At 67.9% G+C, this 20,783-nt stretch carries 22 protein-coding genes and 1 riboswitch; of the genes, 14 read left to right on the top strand and 8 right to left on the bottom strand.

Translation table 11 applies throughout. The features are described from left to right. Positions 1 to 2 precede the first annotated feature (2 nt). The 5 genes from FHW78_RS07600 to ilvC all read right to left on the bottom strand — a co-directional run bounded on the left by FHW78_RS07600 (position 3) and on the right by ilvC (position 5,728). Positions 3 to 1,562: a 2-isopropylmalate synthase gene (locus FHW78_RS07600; RefSeq protein WP_183639327.1), complete on the bottom strand. Its 1,560-nt coding sequence runs from the start codon at positions 1,560 to 1,562 to the stop codon at positions 3 to 5. Continuing rightward, positions 1,559 to 2,683, bottom strand: a complete 1,125-nt coding sequence (locus FHW78_RS07595) for a threonine dehydratase (RefSeq protein WP_183639326.1) — start codon at positions 2,681 to 2,683, stop codon at positions 1,559 to 1,561. Before FHW78_RS07595 ends, FHW78_RS07600 begins: the two co-directional genes overlap by 4 nt. A gap of 78 nt (positions 2,684 to 2,761) precedes the next feature. Next, entirely contained in the window at positions 2,762 to 3,013 is a 252-nt protein-coding gene (locus FHW78_RS07590) for an ACT domain-containing protein (protein WP_141455474.1), read from the bottom strand. Further along, a complete protein-coding gene (gene ilvG, locus FHW78_RS07585; protein ID WP_183639325.1) occupies positions 2,997 to 4,721 on the bottom strand; it encodes an acetolactate synthase 2 catalytic subunit in 1,725 nt (574 codons plus the stop codon). The genes FHW78_RS07590 and ilvG overlap by 17 nt, the downstream gene beginning before the upstream one ends. Then, positions 4,718 to 5,728 (bottom strand): ketol-acid reductoisomerase, encoded by a 1,011-nt coding sequence (gene ilvC / locus FHW78_RS07580; protein WP_183639324.1) that lies wholly within the window; start codon positions 5,726 to 5,728, stop codon positions 4,718 to 4,720. Before ilvC ends, ilvG begins: the two co-directional genes overlap by 4 nt. A 390-nt stretch (positions 5,729 to 6,118) precedes the next feature. On the opposite strand from ilvC, the gene ilvD reads away from it, so the two are divergent. Beyond that, complete coding sequence (ilvD, locus tag FHW78_RS07575) at positions 6,119 to 7,960, top strand: dihydroxy-acid dehydratase (protein ID WP_183639322.1); 1,842 nt, start codon at positions 6,119 to 6,121, stop codon at positions 7,958 to 7,960. Positions 7,961 to 8,010: 50 nt separating this feature from the next. Then, positions 8,011 to 8,823, top strand: a complete 813-nt coding sequence (locus tag FHW78_RS07570; RefSeq protein WP_183639320.1) for a PhnD/SsuA/transferrin family substrate-binding protein — start codon at positions 8,011 to 8,013, stop codon at positions 8,821 to 8,823. 11 nt (positions 8,824 to 8,834) lie between these two features. On the opposite strand, the gene FHW78_RS07565 is transcribed toward FHW78_RS07570, so the two are convergent. After that, on the bottom strand, positions 8,835 to 10,382 hold the full coding sequence (locus tag FHW78_RS07565; protein WP_183639318.1) for a BCCT family transporter: 1,548 nt from the start codon (positions 10,380 to 10,382) through the stop codon (positions 8,835 to 8,837). A 143-nt stretch (positions 10,383 to 10,525) separates the two neighbouring features. Next, positions 10,526 to 10,629: riboswitch (TPP riboswitch) on the top strand. 70 nt (positions 10,630 to 10,699) lie between these two features. Here FHW78_RS07565 and thiC point away from each other — a divergent pair. The 4 genes from thiC to FHW78_RS07545 all read left to right on the top strand — a co-directional run bounded on the left by thiC (position 10,700) and on the right by FHW78_RS07545 (position 14,150). Then, complete coding sequence (gene thiC, locus FHW78_RS07560; protein WP_203323150.1) at positions 10,700 to 12,577, top strand: phosphomethylpyrimidine synthase ThiC; 1,878 nt, start codon at positions 10,700 to 10,702, stop codon at positions 12,575 to 12,577. Between the two features lie 109 nt (positions 12,578 to 12,686). Next, positions 12,687 to 13,298 (top strand): DUF4136 domain-containing protein, encoded by a 612-nt coding sequence (locus FHW78_RS07555; protein WP_183639316.1) that lies wholly within the window; start codon positions 12,687 to 12,689, stop codon positions 13,296 to 13,298. After that, positions 13,295 to 13,462: a hypothetical protein gene (locus FHW78_RS07550; protein WP_181444250.1), complete on the top strand. Its 168-nt coding sequence runs from the start codon at positions 13,295 to 13,297 to the stop codon at positions 13,460 to 13,462. Before FHW78_RS07555 ends, FHW78_RS07550 begins: the two co-directional genes overlap by 4 nt. A gap of 7 nt (positions 13,463 to 13,469) precedes the next feature. Then, on the top strand, positions 13,470 to 14,150 hold the full coding sequence (locus FHW78_RS07545; protein ID WP_183639314.1) for an ion channel: 681 nt from the start codon (positions 13,470 to 13,472) through the stop codon (positions 14,148 to 14,150). A gap of 91 nt (positions 14,151 to 14,241) precedes the next feature. Here FHW78_RS07545 and ppa read toward each other — a convergent pair whose 3' ends face one another. Then, positions 14,242 to 14,778, bottom strand: a complete 537-nt coding sequence (gene ppa / locus FHW78_RS07540; protein WP_183639312.1) for an inorganic diphosphatase — start codon at positions 14,776 to 14,778, stop codon at positions 14,242 to 14,244. 197 nt (positions 14,779 to 14,975) lie between these two features. On the opposite strand from ppa, the gene FHW78_RS07535 reads away from it, so the two are divergent. The 3 genes from FHW78_RS07535 to FHW78_RS07525 all read left to right on the top strand — a co-directional run bounded on the left by FHW78_RS07535 (position 14,976) and on the right by FHW78_RS07525 (position 16,988). Beyond that, the gene (locus tag FHW78_RS07535) at positions 14,976 to 15,764 is read left to right on the top strand and encodes a lytic transglycosylase domain-containing protein (protein ID WP_183639310.1); all 789 of its coding nucleotides are present in this window, start codon (positions 14,976 to 14,978) and stop codon (positions 15,762 to 15,764) included. Positions 15,765 to 15,885: 121 nt separating this feature from the next. Next, a complete protein-coding gene (locus FHW78_RS07530; RefSeq protein WP_183639308.1) occupies positions 15,886 to 16,389 on the top strand; it encodes a hypothetical protein in 504 nt (167 codons plus the stop codon). A gap of 89 nt (positions 16,390 to 16,478) precedes the next feature. Continuing rightward, positions 16,479 to 16,988 (top strand): hypothetical protein, encoded by a 510-nt coding sequence (locus FHW78_RS07525; RefSeq protein ID WP_183639306.1) that lies wholly within the window; start codon positions 16,479 to 16,481, stop codon positions 16,986 to 16,988. Between the two features lie 18 nt (positions 16,989 to 17,006). Here FHW78_RS07525 and FHW78_RS07520 read toward each other — a convergent pair whose 3' ends face one another. Beyond that, positions 17,007 to 17,642, bottom strand: a complete 636-nt coding sequence (locus FHW78_RS07520) for an NAD-dependent dehydratase (RefSeq protein WP_183639304.1) — start codon at positions 17,640 to 17,642, stop codon at positions 17,007 to 17,009. Positions 17,643 to 17,815: 173 nt separating this feature from the next. On the opposite strand from FHW78_RS07520, the gene FHW78_RS07515 reads away from it, so the two are divergent. The 5 genes from FHW78_RS07515 (at position 17,816) to FHW78_RS07495 (ending at position 20,586) form a co-directional block, all read left to right on the top strand. Then, positions 17,816 to 18,217: a hypothetical protein gene (locus tag FHW78_RS07515; protein WP_183639302.1), complete on the top strand. Its 402-nt coding sequence runs from the start codon at positions 17,816 to 17,818 to the stop codon at positions 18,215 to 18,217. Positions 18,218 to 18,423: 206 nt separating this feature from the next. After that, positions 18,424 to 18,813: an EF-hand domain-containing protein gene (locus FHW78_RS07510; protein ID WP_183639300.1), complete on the top strand. Its 390-nt coding sequence runs from the start codon at positions 18,424 to 18,426 to the stop codon at positions 18,811 to 18,813. A gap of 163 nt (positions 18,814 to 18,976) precedes the next feature. Next, a complete protein-coding gene (locus tag FHW78_RS07505) occupies positions 18,977 to 19,315 on the top strand; it encodes an EF-hand domain-containing protein (protein WP_183639298.1) in 339 nt (112 codons plus the stop codon). A 55-nt stretch (positions 19,316 to 19,370) separates the two neighbouring features. Next, complete coding sequence (locus tag FHW78_RS07500; protein WP_183639297.1) at positions 19,371 to 19,718, top strand: hypothetical protein; 348 nt, start codon at positions 19,371 to 19,373, stop codon at positions 19,716 to 19,718. Positions 19,719 to 19,869: 151 nt separating this feature from the next. Further along, complete coding sequence (locus tag FHW78_RS07495; RefSeq protein ID WP_183639295.1) at positions 19,870 to 20,586, top strand: HAD family hydrolase; 717 nt, start codon at positions 19,870 to 19,872, stop codon at positions 20,584 to 20,586. Positions 20,587 to 20,783 lie beyond the last annotated feature (197 nt).

The following is a 20,783-nucleotide window of genomic DNA, read 5'->3' as shown; positions in this document are numbered from 1 at the left end:
CCTCACGCGGCCGCTACTTCCTGGCTGGCAACGCGGCGATGGCGCAGCAGGCGGTTGGCCACGTCCAGCCACGCCAGCGCCGATGCCTCGATGATGTCCTTGCTGGTGCCGGTGCCTTCGTATTCCTCGCCTTCGCAGCGCACCGACAGGCTGGCCTCGCCGCGCGCGTCGGCGCCGATGCCGACGCTGTGAACCTGGTAGCTCTCCAGTTGCAGCTGCACGCCGGTGGCGGCTGACAGCGCGCCGAACAGTGCGTCCACCGGACCATTGCCCTGCGCCGTTTCGGCGACCCGGTTGCCGTCCGGATCCGACAGTTCGACCAGGGCGTTGGCGCGGCTGCCGACGTCGCTGATGGTCATCGAGGACAGGCGGTAACCGTCGCTGACGGACGCATCCTGCATCAGCGCCTGCAGGTCGGCGTCGCCAACCACGCGCTGCTTCTCGCACAACGCCTTGAACTGCTCGAACACCAGCTTCAGCTCGTCCTCGTCCAGCCAGTAGCCCAGTGCGCGCAGGCGCTGTTCGACCGCTGCGCGGCCGCTGTGGCGGCCCAGCACCATCTGCGAAGAGGGCCAGCCCACGTCCTGCGGCTGCATGATTTCGTAGGTGCCGCGATGGCGCAGCATGCCGTGCTGGTGGATGCCGGATTCGTGGGCGAAGGCGTTGGCGCCGACGATCGCCTTGTTGCGCTGGACCGGCATGCCGACCAGCCGCGACAGCAGCTGCGAGGTCGGCACGATGCGGCGGGTGTCCACCCCGGTGTCCAGGTTGTAGAACGCGTTGCGGACCTTCAGCGCCATCACGATTTCCTCGATGGCGCAGTTGCCGGCGCGCTCGCCGATGCCGTTGATGGAACCCTCCACCTGGCGCGCGCCGCCCTCGATGGCGGCCAGCGAGTTGGCCACGGCCAGGCCCAGGTCGTTGTGGCAGTGGGTGCTGAACACCACCTTGTCCGCGCCCGGCACCTGCGCGATTACGCGCTGGAACATGCCGCGGATTTCCTCCGGCGTGGTGAAGCCGACGGTATCGGGCAGGTTGATGGTGCGGGCGCCGGCCGCGATCGCGGCGGCGACCACCTCGTGCAGGAAATCCTCCTCGGTGCGGGTGGCGTCCTCGGCGGAGAACTCGACGTCGTCGATATGCGCGCGCGCCATGCCGACGTGCTTGTGGACCGACTCCAGCACCTGCTCGCGGCTCATCCGCAGCTTGTGCTCGCGATGCAGCGGACTGGTCGACAGGAACAAGTGCAGGCGTGGCCGGGCGGCGGCGGTGACCGTGCGCAGCGAGGTCTCGATGTCACCCGCCAGGCAGCGCGACAGCACCGCCAGGGTGGTCCCGCGCAATTCACGCGCGATCAGCGCGTGCGCCTCGCGGTCCGACTGCGAGCTGGCGGGGAAGCCGGTCTCGATGATGTCCACGCCCAGGTCGGCCAGCCCGCGCGCCATCACCAGCTTCTGCTGCGGGGTCATGCTGCAGCCGGGCGACTGCTCGCCGTCGCGCAGGGTGGTATCGAAGATGCGGACGTGGTCGGACGGCTTGGATTCGGAAATGTTCGTGTTCACCAGCTGGATTCCTCTGCGACGGCGGCAGTGCGGCGCGGACGGGATGCGGGCGGCACTGCGGTGGAACGGGGGATGGTCGGATTGCGCGGCGTCGTGCCGGCAAGCGAAGGCTCGCCTTCGCGGTTGCGCCGGCGCGGTTTGCGCGGCGGGCGCGGACGGACTTCGGAGAGCAGTCGGGCCAGGACGGTGGCATCGATGTTCCCGCCGGACACCACCGCGCACTTGCGCTTGCCGGCCACGCGCCGGCCGGCGGCCAGCGCCAGCGCGCCGGCACCTTCGGCGATGACGTGTTCCTCCAGCGCCAGCCGTACCAGCGTCTCGCGCAGTTCGGCCTCGCGCACGATGACCACGTCGTCCAGCAGGTTGGCGCACAGGCGGCGGGTGATGAAGCCGGGAATCTTGACCCGCACGCCATCGGCCAGCGAAGCGGCGGGATCGCGCGCGGCGGTGTCGCCGCGGATGGCGCGGGCCATCGAATCCACGCCTTCCACCTGCGCCCCGATCACGCGCACGCCCTGCGATTTCAGCGCCAGCGCGACACCGGACGCCAGGCCGCCGCCGCCGATCGGCACGATGACCACGTCCGGCGCGTGTGGGGCGATTTCGATTCCTACCGTGCCCTGGCCGGCGATCACGTCCGGGTCGTCGAACGCGGACAGGAAGCGGTAGCCGTTCTGTTCGGCGAGGTCACGGGCGAAGGCGAAGGCTTCGTCGTAGCTGGCGCCATGCTGGCGCACGGTCGCGCCCCAGTGGGCGACACCGGCGATCTTGGTTTCCGGCGCGCCGTGCGGCATCACCGTGATGGCCTGCACGCCCAGCCGGTAGGCGGCCCAGGCCACGCCCTGGGCGTGGTTGCCCGCCGAAGCGCAGATGACCGGGCGGCTGTCGCCGCGTTCGCGCGCGGCCAGCAGCGCGTTCAATGCGCCGCGCACCTTGTAGGAACCGGTGCGCTGCAGGTTCTCCAGTTTCAGCATCACGCCGAAGCGTTCGGCATGGTGCAACGGCGTCGGCGGCAGATAGCGGCGCAGGCGCGCCTGCGCGGCCAGCACGTCGGCCACGCTGACCCGGACGTCGCCGACGTCCGGGTCTTCGCTGCTGGCGGCGCGGCCGGCATCAGGCATCGCGGCACGCGAACGGCTGATGTTGAAGAAGACGCCTCCGGACGTGGGTGCCGACGGCGTGGACGGACAACGTGTTCATCACGCGGCCTCCCCGGAATCGACGGCGGTGATCTCGACCGATTCGCAGTCGTAGATCTTCTGCATCTGCAGGCGCAGGGTTTCGGGCGGGCGCTGGCCGTCGACCACCAGCTGCACGCGCCAGCGCCCGTCGGAGGGCGCGGGTTCGCCGCTGATGGCGCGCGGCGCGAAGCCGCGCCGCTCGGCCATGCCGATCACGCGCGTCAGCGCGCCCTCGGCGGGTTTCAGCACCAGGTCAAGCCGGTATCGCATGGGAGGAGGGCTCCGGGCTCTGCTTGGCGGGATTGCCGTCCAGCATCGAGCTGTTGGCATGGTTGGGCGGCACCAGCGGCCATACGTTGGCCTTGATGTCGATGGCGACGTGCAGCAGCGCGGGACCGGGCTGGGCCAGCAGTTCGGCCAGCGCGTCATCGACCTGGTTGCGCAATTCGATGCGGCGGGCGGGAATGCCGAACACCTGCGCCAGCGCGGCGAAGTCCGGGTTGTCGGACAGATCGATTTCGCTGTAGCGCTCGGCGAAGAAAAGTTCCTGCCATTGCCGGACCATGCCCAGCGCGCTGTTGTCCAGCAGCACGATCTTCACCGGCAGTCTGCAGCGGGCGATGGTGGCCAGCTCCTGCACGTTCATCATGAAGCTGCCGTCGCCGCTGACCAGCACCACCGTGCGATCCGGGCAGGCGAACTGCGCGCCCATCGCCGCCGGCAGGCCGAAACCCATCGTGCCCAGCGCGCCGCTGGTCAGGTGGTTGCGGGGATGCCCGAACTTGCAGTGCTGGGCCACCCACATCTGGTGCTGGCCAACATCGCAGGCGACGATCGTGTCGGCGGGCGCCACTTCGGTCAGCCGCTTTAGCAGGCCCGGCGCATAGATGTCGCTGCCTGGCGCGTCGTAGCGGAAGCCGTGCCGTTCGCGGTTGCCGGCGCAGCGCTTGCGCCATTCCTCGCAGGTGCTGCGCGCCGCGCTCAGGGTCCGCAGGCCGGCGGCGACGTCGCCCGGAATCGCGATGTCGGCGCCGCGCAGCTTGGAGATCTCGTAGGCGTCGGCATCCAGGTGCACGACCCGCGCGAACGGCGCGAACTCGGCCAGCTTGCCGGTGGCGCGATCGTCGAAGCGCGCGCCGACGACCACCAGCAGATCCGCTTCCTGCACCGCCATGTTGGCGGCGCGGGTCCCGTGCATGCCCAACATGCCCAGGAACTGCGGGTGGTTGCCGGGCAGTGCGCCCAATGCGCGCAGGGTCAGCACGGTCGGGATGCGGGTGGCCTCGACGAACTGGCGGAACGCATCCACGGCGTCCGCCAGGGCGATGCCGCCGCCGCCGTAGATCACCGGCTTCTCGGCGCCGGCGATCGCCGCCAGCGCCTCGGCCAGCCGCGCGTCCTCCGGCGCCGGCACCGGATCGACCGCGGCCGGCACGTGGTCCGGCAGATGCGAGGCATCGGCCATCTGCACGTCCTTGGGCAGATCGATCAGCACCGGTCCCGGACGGCCTTCGCGCGCGATGCGGAACGCTTCGCGCACCATCTCCGGCAGATCCTCGACGCGCCGCGCCAGGAAGCTGTGCTTGACGATCGGCATGGTCAGGCCGAACACGTCCAGTTCCTGGAACGCGTCCGTACCCATCAGCGGCGTGGCGACCTGTCCGGTCAGGCAGACCATCGGCACCGAATCCAGCATCGCGTCGGCGATGCCGGTGACCAGGTTGGACGCACCGGGGCCTGACGTGGCCACGCATACGCCGACCTTGCCGCTGGCGCGGGCATAGCCGTTGGCGGCCAGCGCCGCGCCCTGCTCATGGCGCACCAGGATGTGCTTCAGCGACGAATCCACCAGCGCGTCGTAGAACGGCATGATGGTGCCGCCCGGATAGCCGAACAGCGTATCCACGCCTTCGGCTTCCAGGGCCTGGGTCAACCAGCGGGCGCCATTGCGGGAAGCAGCGGCAGCGTCGGCGTTCATGCGGCGGCGGCCTGTTCTGTATCGGGTTGGGAGGCGTTGGCCTGCAGCCACACCATCTTGGCGCGCAATTGCTTGCCGACGACTTCGATCGGATGTTCCAGATCGGCCTGCTTGTACTTCTTGTAGTTCGGCAGGCCGGCTTCGTACTCGGCGATCCAGTTCTTGGTGAAGGTGCCGTCCTGGATGTCCTTCAGGACTTCCTTCATGCGTGCCTTGGTGCCGGCGTCGATCACGCGCGGGCCGCTGACGTAGTCGCCGTACTGGGCGGTCTCGGACACGAATTCCAGCATGCGGGTGATGCCGCCCTCGTAGAACAGGTCGACGATCAGCTTCAGCTCGTGCAGGACTTCGTAATAGGCGATTTCCGGCTGGTAACCGGCTTCCACCAGGGTCTCGAAGCCAGCCTGCACCAGCGAGGAAGCACCGCCGCACAGGACGGCCTGCTCGCCGAACAGATCGGTTTCGGTCTCTTCCTTGAAGCTGGTCTTGATGATGTTGGCGCGGGCGCCGCCCAGGCCGGCGGCATAGGCCAGCGCCAGCGCCTCGGCCTGGCCGCTCTTGTCCTGGTAGACCGCATAGATGCAGGGCACGCCGCGGCCGATTTCGTACTCGCGGCGGACCAGCGCGCCCGGGCCCTTGGGCGCGACCAGCACCACGTCCAGATCCTCGCGCGGGCCGATCAGGCCGTAGTGGACGTTGAGGCCGTGGGCGAACAGCAGGCAGGCGCCTTGCTTCATGTTCGGTGCCAGCACGTCGTTGTAGAGCTGTTTCTGGACCATGTCCGGGGTCAGCACGGCGACCAGGTCGGCATCCTTCACGGCTTCGGCCGGCGACTTGACCAGGAAACCGTCGGCCTGGGCCTTGGCCTCGGTGGGACCGCCCGGGCGCAGGCCCACGGTGACGTCGAAACCGGATTCGCGCAGGTTCAGCGCGTGCGCGCGGCCCTGGCTGCCGTAGCCGACGACGGCGATCTTGGGTTGCGGGGCGGAGGAGGCGGCGGTGGTCATTTGCGGAATTCCTGAGTTGGGAAGGGCGGGTGGGTCGGAAAAAATCGGCGGCAATAAAAAACCCCGCACTTCTCAGTGCGGGGTTTTGCGAATCTGGCGTTGTTTTCTGCTTACACGCCCGTTCGTCCCGCACCTGTTGGCGAGGTAATAAGGACGACGACGAGAATGGAGGCCGCGCTGGGCGCGGTCCGCAGGTCGTGGGTCAGGGGCGTGTGGCGATGCAACATGAGGCCAAGGGAAACATGCCCGTTCGAGCCTTGTCAAGCGCGCCGGGGAAATTTTCGGTAATGTCCCGATGAGAGGCCGGTTTGCGTGGCGATGGTTGCAACTGCAACCATGAAAAGCCCGCAGAATCGCCGCCTTCCGCGCAATACGACTCCCCCGCAGACCATGCCTGAATACCGATCCAAGACCTCCACCCATGGGCGCAACATGGCCGGTGCCCGTGCGCTCTGGCGCGCCACCGGCATGAAGGACGGCGACTTCCAGAAGCCGATCATCGCCATCGCCAACTCCTTCACCCAGTTCGTGCCGGGACACGTCCACCTGAAGGATCTCGGCCAACTGGTCGCCCGCGAGATCGAACGCGTCGGCGGTGTCGCCAAGGAATTCGACACCATCGCGGTCGACGACGGCATCGCGATGGGCCATGACGGCATGCTGTATTCGCTGCCCAGCCGCGAAGTCATCGCCGACTCGGTGGAGTACATGGTCAACGCGCACTGCGCCGACGCGCTGGTGTGCATTTCCAACTGCGACAAGATCACTCCGGGCATGCTGATGGCCGCGCTGCGGCTGAACATCCCGACCGTGTTCGTTTCCGGTGGTCCGATGGAGGCGGGCAAGACGCGGCTGGCCGATCACAAGCTGGATCTGATCGACGCGATGGTGATGGCGGCGGATCCGAACGCCAGCGATGAAGCGGTGGCGGCGGTCGAGCGCAGCGCGTGCCCGACCTGCGGTTCCTGCTCGGGCATGTTCACCGCCAACTCGATGAACTGCCTGACCGAGGCATTGGGCCTGTCGTTGCCGGGCAACGGCACGGTGGTCGCCACCCATGCCGACCGCGAGCAGTTGTTCCTGCGCGCCGGCCGCCTGGCCGTCGAGCTGTGCCATCGCTGGTACGGCGCGGAGGATCCGACCGCATTGCCGCGCGGCATCGCCACCTTCGAGGCCTTCGAGAACGCGATGACCCTGGACATCGCTATGGGTGGTTCGACCAACACCATCCTGCACCTGCTGGCGGCCGCGCAGGAGGGCGAGGTGGCGTTCGACATGCGCGACATCGACCGGCTGTCGCGACGCGTGCCGCAGTTGTGCAAGGTCGCGCCCAATACCCAGAAGTACCACATCGAGGATGTGCACCGCGCCGGCGGCATCATGGCGATCCTGGGGGAACTGGCGCGCGGCGGGCTGCTGCACACGCAGGTGGCGACCGTGCACGCGAAGACGCTGGGCGACGCGATCGCGCAATGGGACGTGGGCGTGGTGGAGGACGAGAAGGTCCATACCTTCTACAAGGCCGGGCCGGCGGGCATTCCGACCCAGGTCGCCTTCAGCCAGGACACCCGCTGGCCGTCGCTGGATACCGATCGCGCCGAGGGTTGCATCCGCGATATCGAGCATGCCTTCTCGCGGGAAGGCGGCTTGGCGGTGCTGTACGGCAACATCGCCCGCGATGGCTGCGTGGTGAAGACCGCCGGTGTCGACGAATCCATCCACGTCTTCGAAGGCAACGCACGCGTCTACGAAAGCCAGGACGCGGCGGTGAAGGGCATCCTGGGCGACGAGGTGAAGGCCGGCGACGTGGTCGTAATCCGCTACGAGGGACCGAAGGGCGGGCCGGGCATGCAGGAAATGCTGTATCCGACCAGCTATCTGAAATCCAAGGGCCTGGGCAAGCAGTGCGCGCTGCTGACCGATGGGCGCTTCTCGGGCGGCACCTCCGGATTGTCGATTGGCCATGCCTCGCCGGAAGCGGCGGCGGGCGGCGCGATCGGCCTGGTCCGCGACGGCGATCGCATCCGCATCGACATTCCCGCCCGCGGCATCAACCTGCTGGTGGACGAGGCGGAACTGGCCGCGCGCCGCGCCGAACAGGATGCGCGCGGATGGAAACCCGCGCAGCCGCGCGCGCGCCGGGTGACCACCGCGCTCAAGGCATACGCGCTCCTCGCCACCAGCGCCGACAAGGGCGCGGTGCGCGACAAGGCATTGCTGGACAACGCATGAGGCTGCGCCGGTTGCGTTTGGGCGCGTTTCTCGCGGGCGGTATCGCGCTCGTGTCACTGGTTGCGCCCGCCCTGGCAGCGGATCCCGAGCCACTGGTGGTGGCCACCTACGCCTATCCGCAGCGGGATCGGGCGGCGGCGATCCGGCCGCTGGCCGACTATCTCGGCCGCCGGCTGCGGCGCCCCGTCGAAGTGCGCGTGCTGCCGTCGCCCAGCGCGTTGATCGCGGGCATGGCGGCGGGAGAAGTCGATGTCGCGGTGCCCAACCTGCACGGTTACCTGCAGGCGCTGCGATTGCCGCCGGGCAGCGTGGCCACGTTGCCGGTGCCGGACGTGCCCGCCGCGCAGGCGCAGCGCTACCGCGCGGTGATCGTCGCGAAACGGCCGTTGTCAGGCATCGCGCTCGCCGCCGGGGCGGCCACGCTGAGGCTGGCGCTGGTCGGCCGCGATTCGGCGTCGGGCGGATTCGTGCCGCGTGGCGGACTGGCGGAAATGGGCATCGCGAATCCTGAAGCCGCATTCGCGCGGGTCGACTACGCCGGTTCGCATGCCGCGTCGCTGGCCTGGCTGAAGGACGGCCGCGCCGACGTGGCCGCACTGGCGGCCGATGTCTACGACGCGGAACCGCAGCCGGACCTGCATGAACTCTGGCGCTCGCCGGTCATTCCGCCCGGGCCGCTGCTGTGCCGGCCGGCAGCCGATCGGGATTGCGCCGCGATCGGCGGTGAACTGCTGGTTGCCGACCAGCAGGATCCCGCGGTGATGGCGGGACTGCGCGCCGGCTGGCCGGAGTTCGGCGACGCGGTGCGGCTGGTGCCCGCCGACGAGGCGATGCTGGCGGAACTGGCCGGCCGGATCGACTGACGGCGAGGCCGTCAGCGTTCCTCCGACTGCGCGGCGTCCTCGCGCGCGATCCAGTCCATGATCAGCCGGCGCGCGCGCTGCTCGCGCCGGCGCCCGAGCCGATATTCCTGGTTCAGCGCGCGGTACAGGCCCAGCATCACCAGCAACAGCAGCAGCGCGAATGGAAGCGCGGTGATGGTGATGACGCCTTGCAGGGCATCCAGGCCGCCTGCCAGCAGCAGGGTCGCCGCGACCAGCGCCACGCCCACGCCCCAGACCAGGCGTCGGCGCAGCGGCGGATCGCCGGCTGTGTCGGTGGACATGCTCGCCAGTACCAATACCGCCGAATCGGCCGAGGTCACGAAGAAGATCATCAACAGCAGCACCGCGATGCCGGCCAGCAGCGTCGACAGCGGCAGATGATCGAACAGGGTGAACAGCACGGTCTCATAGCCGCGTGCCAGCGGCACGCCCATGTCCACGCCGCCGAGAATCTGCATCCACAACGCCGTTCCGCCGAACACCGAGAACCACACGAAGCCCAGCAGGCTGGGGATGACCACCACGCCGAACACGAACTCGCGGATGGTCCGGCCGCACGAGATGCGGGCGATGAACGATCCGACGAACGGTGCCCACGCGATCCACCAGGCCCAATAGAAGATCGTCCAGTCGGCTACCCACGTGCTGCCGGAGAACGGCGACATCCGCAGGCTCATGTTGACCAACTGGTTGAGATAGGTGCCCAGCGTGGTGGTGAAGGTGTCGAAGATGAAACCGGTGGGACCCAGGACCAGCACCATCGCCAGCAACAGCGCGGCCAATCCGAGATTGAAGTTCGACAACCATTTGATGCCGCGATCCACGCCGCTGATGGTGGAAGCCATGTACAGCACGAACGCCACGCCGATGATCGCCAGCTCGGTGCCGATGGAATCGGGAATGCCGGTGACCCGCGCCACGCCGGCGGCGATCTGGATGGTGCCGAATCCCAGCGTGGTGGCCACGCCGACTGCGGTGGCCACCACCGCGGCGATGTTCACCGCATGGCCGATCCAGCCGCGATGATGATGGCCGATGACCGGTTGCAGCAGATCGCTGATCAGGCCGCGCCCGCCACGATTGAACTGGAACCAGGCCATCGCCAGTCCGATCAGCGCGTAGATCGCCCAGGGGTGCAGGCCCCAGTGGAAGAACACGTAGCGCATCGATGCGCGCGCGGCATCCAGGCTGCCCGGCACCAGCCCTTCCGGCGGCTTGAAGTAGTGCGACACCGGCTCGGCGGCGCCCCAGAACACCAGGCCGATGCCCATGCCGGTGGCGAACAGCATCGCCAGCCAGCTGGCATTGGAGAATTCCGGCTCGGCATCCTCGCCACCGATGCGCAGGTTGGCGAAGCGCCCCACCGCCAGATACAGCAGGAAGACCAGCGCGGCGAACACGATCAGCAGGTACAGCCAACCGGCGCTGGAAATGATCCCGGCCAGCTGCTGCTGGATCCAGGCGTTGAAAGGACCGGGCGCAAGACCGGCGGCGGCGACCAGGAGGGCCACCAGCAGGATGGAGATACGGAAAACCACGCAGGCCTCCTTGTCTGAACGGGAGGGGCCGGGCAGGGCGCGAATCGTCGGGCGGAAAAATGCGGACGGGCGGTACCCCGGCGGGCACGCATCATAGCAAGCTCCGCCTGAAGCGCTCCCGCGCCGCCGATATGGTGTAATAGCGCCCGAAGCGGGGGTATCGCCGGCCCGGTGGGCGGCGGTTGAGACAGACCCTTCGAACCTGATCCGGTTAAGACCGGCGTAGGGAAGCTTCGCAGGACGCGACCGATCGCCAGCGATCCGCCCGCGTTCCATGCGCCGCCGCTTCGTCCCGCTTTCCAACCAGGACGATGCCGATGAACGCCGTGCCCTCCCGCCTGCTGCAGGATACCCAGCAGCTCTCCGAATCCGTCACCCGTCCGATTCCCGGTTCGCGCAAGGTCTTCGTGACCGGTTCGCGCCCGGATCTGCGCGTGCCGATGCGCGAAATCGCGCTGACCCGCACGCCGACCCTGTTCGGCGGCGAGGAGAACGCACCGGTCACGGTCTACGACACTTCCGGCCCGTACACCGATCCGGATGCGCGCATCGATCTGGCGGCGGGCCTGCCGGCATTGCGCGCGCGCTGGATCGAGGAGCGCGGTGATACCGAGGCGCTGTCCGCGCTGAGCTCGGAATTCGGCCGTTCGCGCGAGACCAATCCGAAACTGGATGCGGTCCGTTTCCCCGGACGCATGCTGCCGCGCCGCGCCAAGGCAGGCGCCAACGTCAGCCAGATGCACTATGCGCGCAAGGGCATCGTGACGCCGGAGATGGAGTACGTCGCCATCCGCGAGAACCAGAGGCTGGAGGCGGTGCGCGAAGCGCTGCTGTTGGCACAGCATCCGGGCGAGAGCTTCGGCGCGAGCATCCAGAAGATCATCACGCCGGAATTCGTGCGCGACGAGATCGCCCGCGGCCGCGCGATCCTGCCGAACAACATCAACCACCCGGAGAGCGAGCCGATGATCATCGGCCGCAATTTCCTGACCAAGATCAACGCCAACATCGGCAACAGCGCGGTCTCCTCCGGCATCGCCGAGGAAGTGGAGAAGCTGGTCTGGTCGATCCGCTGGGGCGGCGACACGGTGATGGATCTGTCCACCGGCAAGCACATCCACGAGACCCGCGAGTGGATCATCCGCAATTCACCGGTGCCGATCGGCACCGTGCCGATCTACCAGGCGCTGGAGAAGGTCGACGGCCGCGCCGAGGAACTGACCTGGGAGATCTTCCGCGACACCCTGATCGAACAGGCCGAGCAGGGCGTGGACTACTTCACCATCCATGCCGGCGTGCTGCTGCGCTACGTGCCGCTGACCGCCAAGCGGGTCACCGGCATCGTCTCGCGCGGTGGTTCGATCCTGGCCAAGTGGTGCCTGGCGCACCACAAGGAGAATTTCCTCTACACCCACTTCGAGGAAATCTGCGAGATCATGAAGGCCTACGACGTGGCCTTCAGCCTGGGCGACGGCCTGCGCCCGGGTTGCATCGCCGACGCCAACGACGCCGCCCAGTTCGGCGAGCTGGAAACGCTGGGCGAGCTGACCAAGATCGCCTGGAAGCATGACGTCCAGACCATGATCGAAGGCCCCGGCCACGTGCCGATGCAGCTGATCAAGGAGAACATGGACAAGCAGCTGCGCGAGTGCGGCGAGGCGCCGTTCTACACGCTCGGACCGCTGACCACCGACATCGCGCCGGGCTACGACCACATCACCAGCGCCATCGGCGCGGCGATGATCGGCTGGTACGGTACCGCGATGCTCTGCTACGTGACGCCCAAGGAGCATCTGGGCCTGCCCAACCGCCAGGACGTGCGCGACGGCATCATGGCCTACAAGATCGCCGCCCATGCCGCGGATCTGGCCAAGGGCCATCCGGGCGCGCAGGTGCGTGACAACGCGCTGAGCAAGGCGCGCTTCGAGTTCCGCTGGGAGGATCAGTTCCACCTCGGCCTGGATCCGGAGAAGGCCAAGGAATTCCACGACGAGACCCTGCCCAAGGACGCGCACAAGCTGGCCCACTTCTGTTCGATGTGCGGCCCGCACTTCTGCTCGATGAAGATCACCCAGGACGTGCGCGATTACGCGGCCGAGCATGGCGTGGATGAACAGCAGGCGATCGAGGCCGGCATGGCCGAGAAATCGGCCGAGTTCCTCGCCCAGGGCGCGAAGGTCTATCACCAGGGCTGAACCATGCGGCGGGCGGATGCGTCCGTTCGCCGCCTTTCCGGGCCGGCGGGGCTTGTGCCGCCGCCGCGCCCGCGCGACGCTTGGCGTCCCGGACAGGAGAACGCCGAACATGCGCAATGCCATCCCATTCCTCACCCGCGGCCTGCTGCTGGCCGGGGTCCTGCTGCTGGCGGCCTGCGCCACCGGCCCGCGCATCAGCAGCGAGGCCGACCCGTCGGCCGATTTCGCGCGCTACCGGAGCTTCGCGTTCTACTCGCCGCTGGCGGTGGAGAGCGAAGGCTACGCCACCATCACCAGCGCCCGGCTCAAGGCCGCCGCCCGCGCGCAGATGGAATCGCGGGGTTACGCCTACGACGAGAAGTCGCCGGACCTGTGGTTGAACATCAACGCCTACATGCAGGAAAAGACCGACGTGGTCAGCATGCCGGACGTGGACTACAACTATTACTACAGCTACCGCGCCCGCCGGTATGTCGCCGTTCCCTACTGGTATGACCGCACCAACGTCTACCAGTACACCGAGGGCACGCTGAACTTCGATCTGGTCGACGCCAAGCGCAACCAGCTGGTATGGGAGGGCATCGCGGTCGGCCGCGTCGCCAACGCCAAGCCGGCCGAACGCGCCGCGCGCCTGGACCAGGCGGTTGCCGACATCTTTGCGCGTTATCCCTACCGGGCCGGCAGCGGTACCCCGGTCGTTCCCGCGGCGCCGCGCAAATGAGCGGCGCGGCGAGTGCGGCCCGGGCGGGCATCGGCTTCGGCACGGCGTTGGCGATCACCATTTCCTGGAGCGCCAACAAGTCGCTGCTGTGGGCCATCATCCACGGCCTGCTGTCGTGGATCTACGTGATCTATTACGCGCTGGTCTACCACTTCAAGGGTTGAGATGGGCATGACCTGGCTCCGCTGGCTGGTTGCCGCGCGCCGGCACCCGTCGGCGTGGTTGCTGCTGGTGCAGCTCGGCGGGGTGCTGCTGTACCCGGTGATGGAAAGCACCGCCGGCGGCCGCGCGCTGTTCGGGGCTTTCGGGATCCTGGTGCTCGCGCTGGCGCTGTGGGTGGTCAACCGCAGCCCGCTGCGGCTGTGGTTCGCGCTGGCGCTGGGCGTGCCGTCGGTGGTGCTGTCGCTGCTGGCCGCGATCACCGACAACAACGTGCTGTACACCCTCGCGCACCTGCTGGAGAGCGCGCTGTACTTCTATACGGCAGGCAGCCTGATGGCCTACATGCTGCAGGACCACGAGGTCTCCAGCGACGAACTGTTCGCCGCCGGCGCGACCTTCACCCTGCTGGCGTGGGCGTTCGCGTTCGCCTTCTCGGTCTGCCAGCAGTGGTATCCGGGCAGCTTCATCGCGGCGGTGAATCCGGAGCAGCCGCGCACCTGGATGGAACTGCTGTTCCTCAGTTTCAGCCTGCTCTCGGGCGTGGGCCTGAGCGACATCGTGCCGGTGCAGGCGCAGGCGCGCGCGCTGGTGATGCTGGAGCAGTTCGCGGGGGTCATGTACATCGCCCTGGTGGTGTCGCGGCTGATCGGCCTGACCACGCTGAAGATGGGGATACGCAAGAGCGGTTGAACCGGCGTCGGAACCGCCGCCTCATGCGAACAACCATGCAAACAAAAAGCCCGCCGATGGCGGGCTTTCTGCTGTGCGATGCGGGGCCGGCTTACTTCTTCAGTTCGGCGTAGCGCTGCATCGCGTCGACCAGCACCTGCTTGGCGTCGGCGGCGTTGCCCCAGCCGTCCAGCTTCACCCACTTGCCCTTCTCCAGATCCTTGTAATGCTCGAAGAAGTGGCCGATGCGCTCCAGCCAGTGCGGGCTGACCTGGTCGATGTCGGTGATGTGCTTGTAGCCGGAGAACACCTTCTCCACCGGCACGGCGAGCAGCTTCTCGTCGCTGCCGGCCTCGTCGCTCATGCGCAGCACGCCGACCGGGCGGCAGCGGATGACCGAGCCGGGGATCAGCGGCAGCGGCAGCACCACCAGCACGTCGGCCGGATCACCGTCGCCGCACTGGGTGTTGGGCACGTAGCCGTAGTTGCAGGGATAGCGCATCGGGGTGGAGAGGATGCGATCGACGAAGATCGCCCCGCTTTCCTTGTCCACTTCGTACTTCACCGGTTCCGAATCCTTCGGGATTTCGATGATGACGTTGATTTCTTCCGGCGGGTTCTTGCCGGTGGAAACGTGGTCCAGACCCATGATGCGTGTGCTCCAGAGCGTGCGGAATGACAGGGCCGGCAATTCTACGCGCTTGCCTGCTGCGGCGCAGCAGGGGCGTGCCGGAGGACTTCCCGGAAGGGGGCCGGAATCCCGGCGTGGCCGGGCTGCCGGGCCAGCGGTCGCCGGTTCGCCATGGGGGTTGCGGCTCAGCTTGCCGGCCCTAGAATCCGCCCCGTATGCGCGGCCCCTCCGTCCTGCTGGTCTGTCTGCTGGCCTTCCTGGCCGGCTCCGGCGTGCCCGACGCCCAGGCGCGGACGGTCTACCGCTGCGTGCGCGACGGCACCGTCAGCCTGGCCACCGCGCCGGAGCCGGGCTCGCGCTGCCAGGCCAGGGAAATCGACGACAATGCCGTGCAAACCCCGAACCTGTGGGGACGGATGGGCATCTTCAGCGGCACCCTGTACGAGCGCGAGCAGGACGGCCAGCTGGTGTACAGCACCCGCAACCTGCCCGGGTCGCGGGTCTACCTGAAGTTCACCGTGGCCACCCCGCCGGGCGAGCCGGCCCATCCGGGTCTGGGCAAGGTCGGCAAGCCGCGCCTGAACATGTATCCCGTGGATTTCCGCACGGCGGCGAAGAAGACCGGCGTGGACGATGCCTGGCTGCGCGCGATTGCCCATGCGGAAAGCGATTTCGACGCCAAGGCGGTGTCCTCCAAGGGTGCCAAGGGCGTGATGCAACTGATGCCGGAGGTGGCGACCGAGTACGGGGTGACCGATCCGTTCTCCTCCACCCAGTCCATCGATGCCGGCGCGCGCCATCTCAGGCAATTGATGCGGCGCTACAAGGGTGACCTGACCCTGGTGGCGGCGGCCTACAACGCCGGCATCGGCACCGTCGCCCGGTACGGCGGGGTGCCGCCCTATGCGGAAACCCAGGAATACGTGGCCAAGGTCACCGCCCTGTACGACCTGTACCTGCGCGCGCTCGGCCGCAAGAGCGCCCCCGAACGCCCGGCGCAGTGACCGGCCGATGATGCGCATCCGCGCGTCGTTCCGGCCTGCGCGGCATTTCTTCACTTCCACATCTCCTGCGCGGGCCTATGGTCTTCACAGGCTGGAAGACAGCCGCCCACGGGAGAACGCCATGAAACGACGTGTTTTCAGCGCTCCGGACCTGGGCACCGCGGAACAGGCCATGGGTGCCGCGCTCCGACTCGGCATCCGTCCCGGCCACGCCGCGGTCCTGGCCCAGTCCGACATCGAGATGACCCAGGTCCCCGATGCCGAGAAGGAAGCCTCGCCGACCGATTTCATCCCCGCCGCCTGGCGCGGAATCGTCGGCGGTGGCGTCATCGGCCTGGTCGGTGGCCTGATCGGCATGTGGCTGCCGCAGGCCGGGTTCCATGCGCTTGGGGTGATCATCACCACGCTGGTGGGCGCGACGGTCGGTGGCTGGTCCGCCGCGCTGGCCGGATCCACCGTGCCCAGCGAGGTCCGCCGGGACTACGAGCGCGAAATCGAAGCTGGCCGCCTGCTGGTGGTCATCGATGGCGAGGACGATGCGTTGCTGGACCGCGCCAGCCAGGCGATTGCCGCCACCGACGGCATGCAGCCGCTGCGGCAGGTGCCGCACGGACTGCTGCGCTGAGTTTCCCCCGCAACTGATGACAACCGTCACTGGTCCCGGCGCCCTGCCGGGACCTAAGGTGGGCGCCAACCAATCCCTGGACGCCCGCCATGCCTGCCGCCGCCCTGCCAGCCCTGACTCCCTATCTCGTCACCGCGGGGATCGGCTGGATCATGTATCGCCGCATCCGCCGCAGCTTCGGCCGCCAGCCCTGGCAGCCCAAGCGCACCGTGTTCCGCCTGGTCCTGATGGTGTTGCTGCTGGGCATGCTGCTGTTCGGCGCCGCGTTCCTGCCGGGGGTGGCGGCGGGTGTGGCCACCGGGCTGGCGGGTGGCTTGCTGCTGGGCGGATTCGCGCTGCGGCACACGCGGGTCGAATGGCACGAAGGACTGCCGACCTACGTGCCGAACCCCTGGTTCGGCGGCATCCTGACCCTGCTGCTGGTCGGCCGCCTGGCGTGGCGCTGGTCGCAGGGCGCGTTCGCCGACGGTGCGGCGGCCTCCGCGCAACAGGCCAGTCCGCTGACGATGGGATTCGCGGCGGCGCTGGTCGGCTATTTCCTGCTGCTCAACGCCGGCCTGTGGTGGCGCATGCGACGCCTGCACGCCACGGTTGGCTAACCGGATATCGGCCGAGAATCAGCGGGCAATCGCTTCGGACTCGATGATCCGCGTGCCGGGCGTCGCCGCATGGGCAGCCTCCAGCAGCGCGGCGGCCACCGCGGTGGCCGGCACCACCCGGTAGCGTGCGGGCACCAGCGGTGCGAGCGTGGTCAGCAGGCGCAGCGCGAGGTGTTCGCCGGCGCGCCGGCGCGGGCGTTCGCCGCCCAGCAGGGAAGGGCGGATGAAGGTGAGCGAATCGAAGCCGCAGGCGGACAGGGCCTGTTCCAGTTCTCCCTTCGTGCGCGAGTAGAAGATCCGCGAATCCGCGCGAGCGCCGGCGGCCGAGGTGACCGCCAGCGTGCGTGCGCCATGCTGGTGCAGCAGGCGGGCGAGCGCGAGCGGATAGTCGAAGTCGACCCGGCGAAAGGCATCGCGCGAGCCGGCGTCGCGCAGGGTGGTGCCCAGGGCGCAGATCATGGCGTCCGCGCGCCAATGGTCGGCCGTCGGATCCAGGCGCTCGAAATCGATGATCGGGTTCGACAATCGCGGATGCGGGGCCAAAGGCCGACGGGTCGGTGCGATGACCCTGCCGATGTGGGTATCGGCCAACGCGAGTGCCAGCACCGCCTGGCCCACCAGCCCCGTGCTTCCCGCCACCAACAGACGTTCCATCCCGTTCCTCCCGTGGCCGTTTTCCGCCGTGGCACGAGCCGACATCCCGCCACGCCTCCGGCCACGGCCCGGCGCGCGCATCACGTATCCTATGCCATCGCCGTCGAACGCCGCCGGCACCTGCACGATCCGCGTTGCCGGATCCCTCGCGTGACGGGAGCACGCAAGAACGCATGAACCTGCCCCTGCACTTCGGATTCCTCGGCGCGCTGGAAGCCTGCCTGATCGCTTTCGCCATCGGCCTGCTGGTCTACGCCGGCTGGCAGGCGATCTGCCGGGCACTGGGCTGGTCGATCGGGCATGCGATCGGATGGTCGTGCGTGATTGCGGTAATCATCGGCGCCGGCATCGATATCTGGAACCTGTTCTACCTGGGCATGGTGAAGCTGGAGTCGCCGCTGTACGCGCGCATTGCGCTGAAAGCCATCCACGATCCGGACGCGCTGGGCACCCGCGTGGTCCTGGAGATCATCGGCGCATTGACCGGCGTGGTGATGGGTTGGCAATGGTTCAGCCGAGCCTGGCGTGAAGGGTCCGTTCGCCGGGAAGAAAAAAACACGCGGATTGAACACTGATCTGACGTGTGCATCACGCTGCGATACGCCTTGCACATAGCCATCACGTATCGCTAACGAACGATGTAATCGAAAAAAAATCGCGGGTGGTTAAGCCTGCGTGCACATTCATTTCGCGCCGCAGGATTGATTCAGAAGCACAACGGCATCGTCGGCATCGTGCGCTACAGGACGCACTTCCTAATTCCATAACGGAGCAAACGACGATGACCAAGAACAACACCCGCAAGCCGCTGATTGCCCTGATCGCCCTGGGTGCCGCCGTCGCCATGCCGATGGCGTTCGCGCAGGATACGCAGGCCCAGCAGCAGCCGCAGACCCAGCAGGCCGAGCCGACGCAGCAGGCGCAGCCGACCACGGATCAGGCGGCGGGCGGTGCGGAGCAGTCCGCCCAGCAGTCGACCCAGTCGGGCAGCCAGCAGGGTTGGGCCGATATCGACAAGGACGGTGACGGCAACATCACCAAGGAAGAGGCCGCCGCCAATGCCGGCCTGTCCCAGGTGTTCGACAAGGCCGATGGTGATGCCGATGGCAAGCTGACTGCCGACGAGTACAAGGCGTTCGTCGAAAAGAACTACAGCGAGCCGCAGAAGTAAGTCGCGCAACGCGGTCGTCATGACCGCAGGGTGACGGCGCAGCGCACCGTCATCGCGCCCGCGGAGGGCGGCACCGCCGCCCTCCGTCTCCAGGCGAGCCGTTGTTCCCCGTGTCCGGATGCACGCATCGGCGGGTGTACGAACGCAGCAACAGGAGGAGCGCATGAAATCATCATCTCCCCGGTTCCATCTTCCGCTGGCCCTGCTGGTCGCCGCATTGGCGGCATCCGCGCCGGGCATGGCGCAGGACCGCGACGCCCAGGAGCAACGCCAGGAGACGCCTCCGCGGCAGGCCGACACACCGCCGGCCAATGACGCGGCCACGCCCGCGCCCCGGCCGTTCGAAGAGCTTGACGCCAATGGCGATGGCAGCATCGCCAAGGACGAAGCCGCGGTCGATCCCGCATTGACCCAGGCTTTTGGAACCCTCGACCAGGACGCCGACGGCAAACTCGCACCCGCCGAGTACGCCGCCTACAAGCCGGCCGGCAACGGCCGCTGATCTTTTCACCCGCCGCGGCACGATCCGCGATCGGCGCGGCCAGAGGAGGACATGAATGAATTCCTTTTTCCACAGCAACACGCAGGACCGCCCGCGTCCCACCTGGTGGTTGGTGGCGATGCTCGGTGGCGCGCTTGCGTTGACGGCATGCAGCAAGACGCAGGACGAAACGACGATGCCGCCGTCCGACACCGCACCGCCGGCGGAAACCACGCCGCCACCGTCGGAACCGGCGACCACGCCGCCACCCGCCGATCCGAGCGCACCGCCGACCACGGATCCGAATGCACCGCCGACGACCACGCCGCCGCCGGCAGACGGCACCACGCCGCCGGCCAGCGATCAGACGCCGCCGCCTCCGGGTGATTCCGGCAGCGGCAGCAGCACGCCGCCGGCAAAGTAACGGCGCGCGGCGCGCTTCCCGTTCCAGTGGTACCGGAACGGAAGTTCGCGCGACACGGTTCACGACCAAGGAAGAGGGCGGCCTTCGGGCCGCCCTCGGCATGTCCGGCGGCTGCTATGCTGCGCGCCCCCACGATCAGGAGGCCGCACGCATGGGCATACGCTGGGTCGGTTTCGACGGCGACGACACCCTCTGGAAGAGCGAGGACTATTACAGGCAGGCCGAGCAGGATTTCGAGGCGATCCTGGCCGGTTACATCGATCTGGCCGATCGCCGCATGCAGCAGCACCTGCTGGATACCGAGCGACGCAACCTCAAGGTGTTCGGCTATGGGGTGAAGGGCATGACCCTGTCGATGCTGGAAACCGCGATCCAGCTGACCGACGAGCGCATCAGCGCGCGTGATCTGCATCGCGTCCTGGAGATTGGCCGCGCCACCCTGCAGCATCCGGTCGATCTGTTGCCGGGAATCCGCGAGGCGGTCGAAGCGATCGCGCGCGATCACGAAATCGTCCTGATCACCAAGGGCGACCTGTTCCACCAGGAAGCCAAGATCGCGCAATCCGGACTGGCCGATCTGTTCCACCGCATCGAAGTGGTGTCGGAAAAGGATGTGTCCACCTACACGCGCGTGCTGCAGGAACTGGAAGTGGCGCCCGCGCAGTTCGCGATGATCGGCAATTCGCTGCGCTCGGACATCGAGCCGGTGATCCAGCTCGGCGGCTGGGGCATCCACATGCCTTACCACGTCACCTGGGCGCTGGAAGCCGAGCATGGCCTGGGCGCGGAGGTGCCGAACCTGGTGACGGTGGCCGCCGCAGTCGAACTGCCGGCCGCGCTGGCGGGGATCGAGGCCCGTACCGGCTGAGGGCGTCCCGGCGTTCTCCCGGGAATCGGGGCCGGAAAAGGAGCCTGGTTGAACGGAAGGTATCCGCCTCCAGCGGGAGCCGGGGAAGGCCCGCCGGGTTATATCCGGGTTCACGCGTCAGGCGACATCTTTCACACACAGGTCCGCGGGACAGGACCTTTCACCTATGGGCCCGGCGAGACGGGCCACCGGAGGAT

The sequence above is a fragment of the Pseudoxanthomonas sp. OG2 genome (assembly GCF_014192765.1).
Classification (GTDB): Bacteria; Pseudomonadota; Gammaproteobacteria; order Xanthomonadales; family Xanthomonadaceae; genus Pseudoxanthomonas_A; species Pseudoxanthomonas_A beigongshangi.
Note: the sequence above shows the minus strand (reverse complement) of the source record. Positions and strands in the feature narration are given on the sequence as shown.

Bases quoted from the DNA above. Each gene is read 5' to 3' on its own strand.
- FHW78_RS07595 (WP_183639326.1), bottom strand. From the start codon at position 2,683: ATGCCTGATGCCGGCCGCGCCGCCAGCAGCGAAGACCCGGACGTCGGC.
- FHW78_RS07590 (WP_141455474.1), bottom strand. From the start codon at position 3,013: ATGCGATACCGGCTTGACCTGGTGCTGAAACCCGCCGAGGGCGCGCTG.
- ilvG (WP_183639325.1), bottom strand. From the start codon at position 4,721: ATGAACGCCGACGCTGCCGCTGCTTCCCGCAATGGCGCCCGCTGGTTG.
- ilvC (WP_183639324.1), bottom strand. From the start codon at position 5,728: ATGACCACCGCCGCCTCCTCCGCCCCGCAACCCAAGATCGCCGTCGTC.
- ilvD (WP_183639322.1), top strand. From the start codon at position 6,119: ATGCCTGAATACCGATCCAAGACCTCCACCCATGGGCGCAACATGGCC.
- thiC (WP_203323150.1), top strand. From the start codon at position 10,700: ATGAACGCCGTGCCCTCCCGCCTGCTGCAGGATACCCAGCAGCTCTCC.
- FHW78_RS07555 (WP_183639316.1), top strand. From the start codon at position 12,687: ATGCGCAATGCCATCCCATTCCTCACCCGCGGCCTGCTGCTGGCCGGG.
- FHW78_RS07550 (WP_181444250.1), top strand. From the start codon at position 13,295: ATGAGCGGCGCGGCGAGTGCGGCCCGGGCGGGCATCGGCTTCGGCACG.
- FHW78_RS07545 (WP_183639314.1), top strand. From the start codon at position 13,470: ATGACCTGGCTCCGCTGGCTGGTTGCCGCGCGCCGGCACCCGTCGGCG.
- ppa (WP_183639312.1), bottom strand. From the start codon at position 14,778: ATGGGTCTGGACCACGTTTCCACCGGCAAGAACCCGCCGGAAGAAATC.
- FHW78_RS07535 (WP_183639310.1), top strand. From the start codon at position 14,976: ATGCGCGGCCCCTCCGTCCTGCTGGTCTGTCTGCTGGCCTTCCTGGCC.
- FHW78_RS07530 (WP_183639308.1), top strand. From the start codon at position 15,886: ATGAAACGACGTGTTTTCAGCGCTCCGGACCTGGGCACCGCGGAACAG.
- FHW78_RS07525 (WP_183639306.1), top strand. From the start codon at position 16,479: ATGCCTGCCGCCGCCCTGCCAGCCCTGACTCCCTATCTCGTCACCGCG.
- FHW78_RS07520 (WP_183639304.1), bottom strand. From the start codon at position 17,642: ATGGAACGTCTGTTGGTGGCGGGAAGCACGGGGCTGGTGGGCCAGGCG.
- FHW78_RS07515 (WP_183639302.1), top strand. From the start codon at position 17,816: ATGAACCTGCCCCTGCACTTCGGATTCCTCGGCGCGCTGGAAGCCTGC.
- FHW78_RS07510 (WP_183639300.1), top strand. From the start codon at position 18,424: ATGACCAAGAACAACACCCGCAAGCCGCTGATTGCCCTGATCGCCCTG.
- FHW78_RS07505 (WP_183639298.1), top strand. From the start codon at position 18,977: ATGAAATCATCATCTCCCCGGTTCCATCTTCCGCTGGCCCTGCTGGTC.
- FHW78_RS07500 (WP_183639297.1), top strand. From the start codon at position 19,371: ATGAATTCCTTTTTCCACAGCAACACGCAGGACCGCCCGCGTCCCACC.
- FHW78_RS07495 (WP_183639295.1), top strand. From the start codon at position 19,870: ATGGGCATACGCTGGGTCGGTTTCGACGGCGACGACACCCTCTGGAAG.